The 9,782-nt window shown below is 60.0% G+C and carries 10 protein-coding genes; 5 read left to right on the top strand and 5 right to left on the bottom strand.

The genetic code is table 11. From position 1 onward, the window contains the following. The coding region (pyrE, locus tag AAAB16_RS00770) for an orotate phosphoribosyltransferase (protein ID WP_340661610.1) at positions 1-434 on the top strand (434 nt) is incomplete at its 5' end. Positions 435-462: 28 nt separating this feature from the next. After that, positions 463-1,068, top strand: a complete 606-nt coding sequence (locus AAAB16_RS00765) for a DUF4124 domain-containing protein (RefSeq protein WP_340661609.1) — start codon at positions 463-465, stop codon at positions 1,066-1,068. A gap of 64 nt (positions 1,069-1,132) precedes the next feature. On the opposite strand, the gene argB is transcribed toward AAAB16_RS00765, so the two are convergent. The 4 genes from argB to coaBC form a co-directional block, all read right to left on the bottom strand. After that, positions 1,133-2,038 (bottom strand): acetylglutamate kinase, encoded by a 906-nt coding sequence (argB, locus tag AAAB16_RS00760; RefSeq protein WP_110615389.1) that lies wholly within the window; start codon positions 2,036-2,038, stop codon positions 1,133-1,135. Between the two features lie 54 nt (positions 2,039-2,092). Next, positions 2,093-3,490 (bottom strand): phosphomannomutase/phosphoglucomutase, encoded by a 1,398-nt coding sequence (gene algC, locus AAAB16_RS00755; RefSeq protein ID WP_340661611.1) that lies wholly within the window; start codon positions 3,488-3,490, stop codon positions 2,093-2,095. Between the two features lie 1,273 nt (positions 3,491-4,763). Further along, complete coding sequence (gene dut, locus AAAB16_RS00750) at positions 4,764-5,219, bottom strand: dUTP diphosphatase (protein ID WP_340661608.1); 456 nt, start codon at positions 5,217-5,219, stop codon at positions 4,764-4,766. Positions 5,220-5,249: 30 nt separating this feature from the next. Continuing rightward, a complete protein-coding gene (gene coaBC / locus AAAB16_RS00745; RefSeq protein WP_340661607.1) occupies positions 5,250-6,458 on the bottom strand; it encodes a bifunctional phosphopantothenoylcysteine decarboxylase/phosphopantothenate--cysteine ligase CoaBC in 1,209 nt (402 codons plus the stop codon). A gap of 134 nt (positions 6,459-6,592) precedes the next feature. Between coaBC and radC the strand changes: the two genes are divergently transcribed. Then, a complete protein-coding gene (gene radC / locus AAAB16_RS00740) occupies positions 6,593-7,267 on the top strand; it encodes a DNA repair protein RadC (RefSeq protein ID WP_340661606.1) in 675 nt (224 codons plus the stop codon). A 56-nt stretch (positions 7,268-7,323) separates the two neighbouring features. Here radC and AAAB16_RS00735 read toward each other — a convergent pair whose 3' ends face one another. Then, on the bottom strand, positions 7,324-8,913 hold the full coding sequence (locus AAAB16_RS00735) for an ABC transporter substrate-binding protein (RefSeq protein ID WP_340661605.1): 1,590 nt from the start codon (positions 8,911-8,913) through the stop codon (positions 7,324-7,326). 390 nt (positions 8,914-9,303) lie between these two features. Here AAAB16_RS00735 and rpmB point away from each other — a divergent pair, with 390 nt between their 5' ends. Together rpmB and rpmG are read left to right on the top strand one after the other, a co-directional pair. Then, positions 9,304-9,540: a 50S ribosomal protein L28 gene (gene rpmB / locus AAAB16_RS00730; protein WP_084303647.1), complete on the top strand. Its 237-nt coding sequence runs from the start codon at positions 9,304-9,306 to the stop codon at positions 9,538-9,540. 10 nt (positions 9,541-9,550) lie between these two features. Further along, complete coding sequence (gene rpmG, locus AAAB16_RS00725) at positions 9,551-9,706, top strand: 50S ribosomal protein L33 (protein WP_108095062.1); 156 nt, start codon at positions 9,551-9,553, stop codon at positions 9,704-9,706. Positions 9,707-9,782 lie beyond the last annotated feature (76 nt).

Raw genomic sequence — 9,782 nt, 5'->3', positions numbered from 1 at the left:
CGGCCTACAAAGGCATTCCTCTGGCTGCCACCACTGCCGTTGCCCTGGCAGAACACCATCAGCGTGATTTGCCTTGGTGCTTCAACCGCAAAGAAGCCAAAGACCACGGCGAAGGCGGCACCCTGGTTGGTGCACCGTTGGCCGGTAATGTGCTCATTATTGACGACGTTATTACCGCCGGCACCGCGATTCGTGAGGTCATGCAGATCATTCAAGGGCAAAGTGCAACTGCAGCTGGCGTGCTGATTGCATTGAATCGCCAAGAGCGCGGCAAAGGTGAGTTGTCGGCCATTCAGGAAGTTGAGCGCGATTTCGGTATTCCGGTGGTCAGCATCGTTTCGTTGGAACAAGTACTGGAATACTTGGCCCAAGATGCTGAACTGAAGAAATATTTGCCTGCCGTGCAGGCATACCGCGCGCAATACGGAATTTAAGTCTTAACCACGACAGGGTGTTGTTTGCATGCTCAGGCCGGACGTTATCCGTTTCACGTTGATCTTCAGCATGCTGACCTTTGCCGGTACTGCGGCCGCCGATAGTTCGGTGCGTTTCTACCGTTACGTGGATGCCAAGGGTGTTACGGTTCTGGACCGTCAGGGCGTTCCTTCGGACCTCATTTCCAAGGGCTACGAGGTGCTCAACGATCAGGGCCGTGTGATTCAGGTGGTTGCGCCGGCGCCGAGCCTTGAGGAGCGCCAGCGTGCTTTGGCTGACAAGGCCCGCGCTAGCACCGATGCGCAATTGCTGCGTTTGTACTCCACACCTGAAGACGTTGATCGTGCCAAAGCCCGCAAGCTGGCGGAGTTGGACGGGGTCATCACCGTGGCGCGGGGCAACCTGGCCTCGTTGAAAACCCAGCAAGGCAACTTGCAGGGCCAGGCTGCGGACATGGAGCGTGCTGGCAAGCAGGTACCCGACCACTTGGTGGCGCAGATCGAAAACATCAAAGCGGAACAAGTTGGTGTTGAGGCTGATATTCAGCGTTACGTGGAAGGCCGCAAACAGGCCGAGGCGAGTTTCGATGCCGACCGCGCTCGACTGCTGACCCTGTTAGGCCCCAAGCAGTGAGTTGATCGCGCAATAAAAGCCCCGCTGAGAAACCTCAGCGGGGCTTTTTATTGGGTGCTTTTTATCAGTGATGCTTGCGGTTGCAGATCAGGGTGCCGACGCCGCTGTCGGTGAAAATCTCCAACAACACCGCATTGGGCACGCGACCGTCGATGATGTGGGCGCTGTTGACGCCGCACTGCACCGCTTCCAGCGCACAGCGAATCTTCGGCAGCATGCCGCCGTAAATTGTGCCGTCAGCGATCAAGCCATCCACCTGTGCGGTGGAAAGGCCAGTCAGTACGTTGCCTTCTTTGTCCATCAGGCCGGCAATGTTGGTGAGCAAAATCAGCTTCTCCGCTTTCAGCGCTTCAGCCACTTTGCCTGCCACCAAGTCGGCGTTGATGTTGTACGACTCACCGTTGGCGCCCACGCCAATTGGCGCGATGACCGGAATAAAGTCGCCTTTAACCAGCATGTTCAGCAGGTCGGTATTGACCCCAACCACTTCGCCAACATGACCGATATCGATGATTTCCGGCTGAGTCATTTCCGGCGTTTGCCGGGTCACTGTGAGCTTTTTCGCACGAATCAGCTCGGCATCTTTACCGGTCAGGCCGATGGCGCTGCCGCCATGGCGGTTGATCAGGTTAACGATGTCTTTGTTTACCTGGCCGCCCAACACCATTTCCACCACGTCCATGGTGGCGGCGTCGGTCACGCGCATGCCGTCGATAAAGTGGCTTTCGATCGACAGGCGTTTGAGTAGATCGCCAATCTGCGGGCCGCCGCCGTGTACAACGACCGGGTTGATCCCTACCGCTTTCATTAACACGATGTCGCGCGCAAAGCCGGTTTTCAGCTCGTCGCTTTCCATGGCGTTGCCGCCGTATTTGATAACCAGGGTTTTGCCGACAAAACGACGAATGTAGGGCAGGGCCTCAGAGAGAACCTTGGCAACATTGGTGGCGGCATCGCGTTCGAGGGTCATGCGGGGCTCCAGCAAAACGGCGTAGCCGGCCGCGAGGGCCGGCTATACAGGCGGTCAGAATGGCAGGTTGAGGTCAGGTGCGGCGGTGTACAGCTGAGCGCGGAACAACTCTTTGATGCGATCGAGCTCTTCCTGGCTGTCGGCTTCAAAGCGCAGTACCAGCACTGGCGTGGTATTGGAGGCACGAACCAGGCCCCAGCCCTTTGGGTAATCGACGCGCACGCCGTCCAAGGTGGTGACGCTGCCTTCACCCCAGTGACCATCACGCTGCAAGGCGGTGATGATGCCGAACTTGTTTTCGTCAGTTACGGTGATGTTGATTTCCGGGGTGGAGATATCGCTCGGGAACGCGGAGAACACGTGCTCGGCGTCGCGTTTGTCCTGGCTGAGAATTTCCAGCAGGCGAGCAGCGCTGTAGATGCCGTCATCAAAGCCGAACCAGCGCTCTTTGAAGAAGATATGGCCGCTCATTTCGCCGGCCAGCAGGGCGCCGGTCTGCTTCATTTTCTTTTTGATCAGCGAGTGGCCGGTTTTCCACATGACCGGACGGCCGCCGTAGCCGCTGATCAGTGCGCCCAGGCGACGGGTGCACTTAACGTCAAAGATCACGTCTGCGCCAGGGTTGCGCGACACCACATCTTTGGCGAACAGCATCATCAAGCGATCTGGGTAAACGATGGTGCCTTTGTTGGTCACCACGCCGACACGGTCGCCGTCGCCGTCGAAAGCCAAGCCTAAGTCGGCGCCGGTTTCGTGGACCTTGGCGATCAGGTCTTCCAGGTTTTCTGGTTTGCCCGGATCCGGGTGGTGGTTCGGGAAGTTACCGTCAACGTCGCAGAACAGCGGAATCACGGTGCAGCCCAGGGCTTCGATCAGTTGCGGGGCGATGACGCCGGCGGCGCCGTTACCGCAGTCCACCACCACTTTCAGCGGCTTGGCCAGGGCGATGTCGTCGCGGATTTGTTTGAAGTAGCGGTCCAGCAGCTCAACCTGCTCAACGCTGCCTTGGCCGCTGCTGAGGTTATTGGTTTCGATGCGCTCGCGCAGGGCTTGGATCTGTTCGTTGGCCAGGGTGTCGCCAGCAACCACGATTTTGAAGCCGTTGTAGTCCGGCGGGTTGTGGCTACCGGTCAGCATCACGCCGGTTTTACCGGCCAATACGTTGGCGGCGTAGTACAGAACAGGGGTCGGCACCAGGCCGATGTCGCTGACGGCGCAGCCAGCTTCTACCAGACCTTGAATGAGCGATTGCACCAGTTCGGGGCCGGACAGACGGCCGTCGCGGCCTACCGATACATTAGGCTCGCCAGCGGCAAGGCTTTCGGCGCCCACTGCGCGGCCGACCCAATAAGCGGTTTCAGTTGTCAGGGTGTCGCCAACTACGCCGCGAATGTCATAGGCGCGGAAGATGCTGGCGGGCAAGTTGGGTGCGGTGTGCGGCACATTGCTCATAGCGGGGGCTTGCTCCAATCCCAGGAGATCCTGGTCTTCGTCGAGGATGTCGATATCAAGAATATCGGTGTCTTGAAAGAGCGGGTTCACCAGCTCGGCAGGCTTTACGGCGGCAGGTGCTGCCACTTTCGTGCCACTCGGACTGCTAGGTGTCGCCTTGGTCTCTTGTACTTCGGTTGGCAGTGCGCTTTGCCGGCGAGGCATTCGCGCGAGTTTCTGCGCCAGCGCGTTTAGAACGGGCAAGCGCAGGCTGAAGGCTTTGACGCTTTTGCCTGCAGAGAGTTCTTGTACTAATTGCGTGAGCTGGTCGGCGTCTTTGCGCAGGATGCTTTGCTGGCGATTATTGAGCAGCATCAGGCCCAGCAGTGCGCCGGAGAGCGCCAGTGCTATGGCCAGCAGCAATGGCAGGGTGGAAACCGCCGGCATCGACAGCGCTTCACCTGGGAGGAACTCCAGCTTCCAGTTGGAGTTGCCGCTGGTGAACGCCAAGGGAGCGCCAGTTGACTCTTGCCCGCGGGTAGCCAGCACCTGCGCCGGGCTCTGGCCGAACTGTTGGGACAGGCGCAACTGGCCGATGCCGTCGGGCAGTGGCGGCAGGGCGGAGAGCAGGCGCTGCAGGTCGATAATCAGCAGCAGAGTGCCCTGCAGCGGTTGGCCGTCAGCCAGGCGCAGGGGCGCGGCGCTGTAGACCAGCCAGCGCTGACCCACTTTGTACGCTTCTGGGGCCGGGGTTTGCCCGCTTTCGACGCGACGCAGCAAGTCCATCGCCGCAAAGTTCATCGGCGCGGCGCGGGTGGTGTTCTGCACAGCCTGGCCTGGCAGGTTGATATAGGCATCGACTACGCCGTCCCAGTAACCGACGTCGCGCTCAGCCGCGCTGATCACTTCCGGGCTCTGGCTCTGCAGCGCTAATAGCAGCTTTGGATTGCGTGCAGCGGCTTGGGTGTCGGCGCTGAGCTGGCGTAGGGCTTGCTGCAAGGCTGCGGCCTGACTGCCGCCCCAGGCATGGGCAAGTTCGCCTTGGGTTTGCGTTTGCGCGCTGGTGAGCAAGGCAAACCACAGCACGGCCGCCGCGCCGAGCAAGCCAATAAACGCCACGCCAAGGCCGGGCAGCAGGGTTTTCAGTAGCGGCTCTGCATCGGCCTTTACGGCGGTGGGGTCGCTTACTTGCGGTAGGGGTTCAGCGTCCTTGGCGGTGCGCTTGAAGAGTTTCAATCGGTGTCTCCTCGGCGGTGCGTCCTGGCGTTGGTCGGTTGCAATAGGTGCGTATCGGTCATTGGCTGCCCGAGTGGCCGAAACCACCCGCGCCGCGCTGGCTCTCATCGAAGTTTTCCACCAGCTCGAAACGCGCTTGTACCACCGGCACCAGCATCAACTGCGCGATACGCTCGCCCACGGTGATGGTGAATGCGCTTTGCCCGCGATTCCAGCAGGACACCATCAGCTCGCCTTGGTAGTCCGAGTCGATCAGGCCGACCAAGTTACCCAGCACGATGCCGTGCTTATGGCCCAGGCCCGAGCGCGGCAGAATCAGGGCCGCCAGGCCCGGGTCACCGATATAGATCGACAGGCCGGTCGGGATCAGCACGGTTTGCCCAGGCTCGAGCACGCGGTCTTCGGTAAGCATGGCGCGCAGATCAAGGCCGGCTGAACCTGGGGTGGCGTATTCGGGCAGGGGAAAATCACGGCCAATCCGCGGGTCGAGAATCTTGGCTTGCAGTGCGTGCATGGGTAGCTCTTTACAGGTGGTAAATAGGCCTTAGGCCTGGTTCAGACGGTCGGCGATAAAGGCGATCAGCTGGCGGGCAATCTTGCCTTTGCTGGTTTGTGCCAGGCTGCTTTGTTGCAACTCGCGGTCGATGATGGTGATTGCGTTCTCTTCACTATTGAAGCCGATGCTGGGGTTGGCCACATCGTTGGCGACGATCAGGTCGAGGTTTTTGTCTTTGAGCTTGCGAGCAGCATAGTCGAGCAGTTTTTCAGTTTCAGCGGCAAAGCCGACGCTAAAGGGGCGATCTTCGCGCTGCGCCAAGGTCGCGAGAATATCCGGGTTGCGCACCATCTGCAGGAGCATGCCTTCGCCGGTGGACGGGTCTTTTTTCAATTTGTGCTGTGCAACCACTTCCGGGCGGTAGTCGGCCACGGCGGCGGCGGCGATCAGCAGGTCGCAGGGCATGGCAGCTTCGCAAGCGGCGAGCATGTCGCGGGCGCTGACCACGTCGATACGGTTGACTCGGTCAGGCGTCGGCAGATGCACTGGCCCCGTCACCAGGGTGACCTTGGCGCCGGCTTCAACGGCGGCTTCGGCCAGGGCAAAGCCCATTTTTCCGGAGCTGTGGTTGGTGATGTAGCGCACCGGGTCGATATTTTCCTGGGTCGGCCCCGCGGTGATCAGCACGTGGCGCCCGGTCAGGCTTTCGCGTTTAAAGCAATCGGCGGCCAGTTGGGCGAGGTCGTCGGCTTCGAGCATGCGCCCCAGGCCAACATCGCCGCAGGCCTGGCTGCCCGAGGCGGGACCAAACATATGCAGGCCGCGCTCAATCAACAACTGACTGTTGGCTTGGGTGGCTTCGTCGCGCCACATTGCTTGGTTCATGGCCGGCGCCAGGGCGACTGGTGCGTCGGTGGCCAGTACCACGGTGGTCAGCAGGTCGTTGGCGATGCCTTGGGCCAGGCGCGCCATAAGGTCGGCGGTGGCGGGAGCGATCAGAATCAGGTCAGCCCATTTGGCCAGTTCGATATGGCCCATGGCCGCTTCGGCGGCGGGGTCGAGCAGGTCCATGTGCACGGGGTGGCCAGAAAGTGCCTGCAGCGTCAGTGGGGTGATGAATTCACGACCACCCTGGGTCATGACCACACGGACTTCCGCACCTTGGTCGCGCAGACGGCGAACCAGTTCGGCGCTTTTATAAGCGGCAATGCCGCCACCTACGCCAAGGACGATGCGTTTCCGATACAGCCGCTGCATAGGCCTGCCTTATAAGAAGTGGAATCCCCCACGACGGCGGCCTCCCCAGGCCGGTCGTCGCGCAAAAAAGTCGGGCTAAGATAGCACAGCGCCCGCAGCGGAACAGCGGGCTGCGCTCGACATGGAGGGGATCTATGAGCATTCGAAATTGGCCCGCGCAAGATCGTCCGCGGGAGCGTTTATTGGAGTACGGGGCCAGCAGTTTGACCGACGCGCAATTGCTGGCGATTTTTCTGCGTACGGGGGTTGCTGGGCGCAGCGCGGTGGACCTTGCCCGTGACCTGCTTGGGCAGTTCGGCGGGCTGCGAGCACTACTTCAGGCAGACCTGCGTACCTTCAGTGCGCACCTGGGGTTGGGGCCCGCCAAGTTTGCCCAATTGCAGGCGGTGTTGGAGATGTCGCGCCGGCACTTGGCCGAGAACCTTAGCCGCGAGTCCGTGCTGGAGAGCCCGACGGCGGTGCGTGAATACCTGACGGCGCAGTTGCGGCATGAAGAGCATGAGGTGTTCGGTTGTCTCTTTCTGGATGCCAAGCACCGGGTTCTGGCATTTGAAGCCCTGTTTCACGGCACTATCGACGGCGCTAACGTCTACTTGCGGCAGGTGGTCAAACGCGCCCTGGCGCACAACGCAGCGGCGCTGATTCTTTGCCACAACCATCCATCAGGCTCGGTTGAGCCAAGCCAAGCTGACTGCCGCTTAACGGCGCAGATAAAGGAGGCGCTGGCGCTGGTGGATGTGCGCGTGCTCGATCACTTCATCATTGGCGAGGGGGTGCCGCTGTCGATGGCAGAACGTGGCTTGTTGTAGGCAGTTGCCTGCGACGGCTGAGGCGTAGAGAGCAGTTCTCTACGCCTTTTCCAGGCTTAAGGCTTGAGCGTAACTTTCGAAAAGTCCTGCCGACCGAACGGGCTGACCTGATAGCCCTGTACGTCGTTTCGCGTTAATGCGGCTGCGGTTGGGTGTGCGAGGGGTAACCACAGCGCCTGTTGTTGGATTTGGGTTTGTGCCTTGATGTACAGCTCGGTGCGTTTGGCCACATCGCTGGTGCCTTTGCCGTCGCTGATCAACTGATCCAGGCCTTTGTCGCAGTAGCGCGCGAAGTTGGTTCCCGACTGCACAGCCGCGCAGGAAAACTGCGGGGTGAGGAAGTTGTCCGGGTCACCGTTATCGCCGGCCCAGCCCATAAAGAGAATGTCGTGTTCGCCGGCTTTGGCGCGACGCACCAGTTCGCCCCATTCAATAACGCGGATTTGCGCGCGAATGCCGACCTTGGCCAAGTCGGCCTGCAATAGCTGCGCGCCAAGACTTGGGTTGGGATTAAGCAGGCTGCCGGTGGGGCGGGTCCAGAGGGTGGTGTCGAAGCCGTCCTTCAATCCGGCTTTGGTCAGCAGGTCTTTGGCGTGTTGCACGTCATGGGCGTAACCCGGCAAGGCCTTGGCATAGCTCCAGGTGTTGGGCGGAAAAGGGCCATTGGCGGCGGTGGCGCTGTCTTCGAACACGGCCTTGAGGTAGTTGGCTTTGTCGAAAGCCAGGTTGATGGCTTGGCGCACCTCGGGTTTATCCAGTGGCGGGTGTTGGCTGTTAAACGCCACGAAAGCGGTCATAAAGGCCGGGGTCTCCACCACCTTTAATGCGCTGTCTTTGCGCGCGGCGGCGACGTCCAGCGGCTTGGGCGACAGCGCAACCTGGCATTCGCCGCGCCGCAGTTTTTGCAGACGCACGTTGGCATCCGGGGTAATGGCGTACACCAGGGCGTCCGCCGCAGGTTTGCCGGCGAAGTAGTCCGGGTTGGCGGCATAGCGCACCACGGCATCTTTCTGGAAACGCTTAAACACAAACGGGCCGGTGCCGATGGGCTGGGCATTGAGCTTTTCCGGGGTGCCGGCTTTAAGCAGTTGCGCGCTGTATTCGGCGGAATAAATAGAAGCGAAGCCCATGCTTAAGGTGGCGAGGAAGGTGGCTTCCGGGTGATTAAGGGTAAAGCGCAGGTGCTGCGGGTTGGGTGCTTCAACGCTTTTGATCAGGCTGGGCAGTTGCATCGACTGGGCGTGGGGGAAGCCGCTTTGCGCCACTTTGTGCCACGGGTTGTTGCTGTCGAGCATGCGTTGGAAGCTGAATAGGGCGTCTTCGGCATTCAGCTCGCGGCTGGGCTTGAAGTAGTCGGTCTGGTGAAACTTCACGCCTTGGCGCAGTTGGAAGTCGTACACCAGACCGTCGTCCGAGACCGTCCAGCTTTCCGCCAGGCTGGGCTGTAGCTTGCCGCTGACCGCATCGAACTCCACCAAACGATTCATCAGTACATCGGCCGAGGCGTTGGTGGTGGTCAGCGTGTTGTACTGCACCACATCGAACCCTTCCGGGCTGGCTTCGGTGCAGACACTTAAGGTCGTGGCGGCCTGAGCAGTGCAGGCGAGCAGCGAGACAAGCAACAGCGGCAAGGGGGCGAGGCGCATGGGCAGACTCCTTGAGTGCTCGCAAGCGCAGGTGCTGGCGAGTCGACGGCCCATCCGCGGGCCTGGCTAATCGGTAAGAGGCCTACCCTAGACCATGCCGCGCGGCAGAACAATCAGCCTGGGCTGACGAGTGGTTATCCGAGAAATATGCCTTGTTTAAGCGCTTACAGGTAGAATGCTCGGCCCCGTTTGGCCCGTAGGCAGTAGTTATCCTTGTTGCTCCGGGGGCTTTCTGGTATAAAGCAGCGCTCTTTTCTAGGGGCCCGGTTCCTTCGCTTGTAGGTGTGGCCGGTAAGACCCTGAAGAAACGCGGCGCAGAGCGCCAAATGACTTTGAGTTTAAGCGGCCAACCCATGCCGGGTTGGGCATGTGGTTTTAGAGGGCTGATGTATGTCGAGAGTCTGTCAAGTTACCGGTAAGGGTCCGGTAACCGGGAATAACATTTCCCACGCTAACAACAAAACCCGTCGCCGTTTCCTGCCAAACCTGCAGCATCACCGCTTCTGGGTTGAGTCGGAAAAACGTTTCGTCCGTCTGCGCGTTACTGCCAAAGGCATGCGTATCATCGACAAGCGTGGCATTGATGTCGTGCTGGCCGAAATCCGCAGCCGCGGCGAAAAGGTTTAAGGAGAAAGTCATGCGTGAATTGATCCGTTTGGTGTCGAGCGCCGGTACTGGCCACTTCTACACCACCGACAAGAACAAACGTACTACCCCGGACAAAATCGAAATCAAAAAATTCGATCCAGTTGTTCGCCAGCACGTGATCTACAAAGAAGCCAAAATCAAGTAATTGATTAGCTTCTAAAAGTCCCCGCTTAGTGCGGGGATTTTTTTGCCTGGCGATCGGCTGCGCGTCGGCATTGCGG

Origin of the sequence: Pseudomonas sp., from assembly GCF_037994325.1 — a bacterium.
Classification (GTDB): domain Bacteria; phylum Pseudomonadota; class Gammaproteobacteria; order Pseudomonadales; family Pseudomonadaceae; genus Aquipseudomonas.
This window is presented reverse-complemented; position numbering and strand designations above follow the sequence as displayed.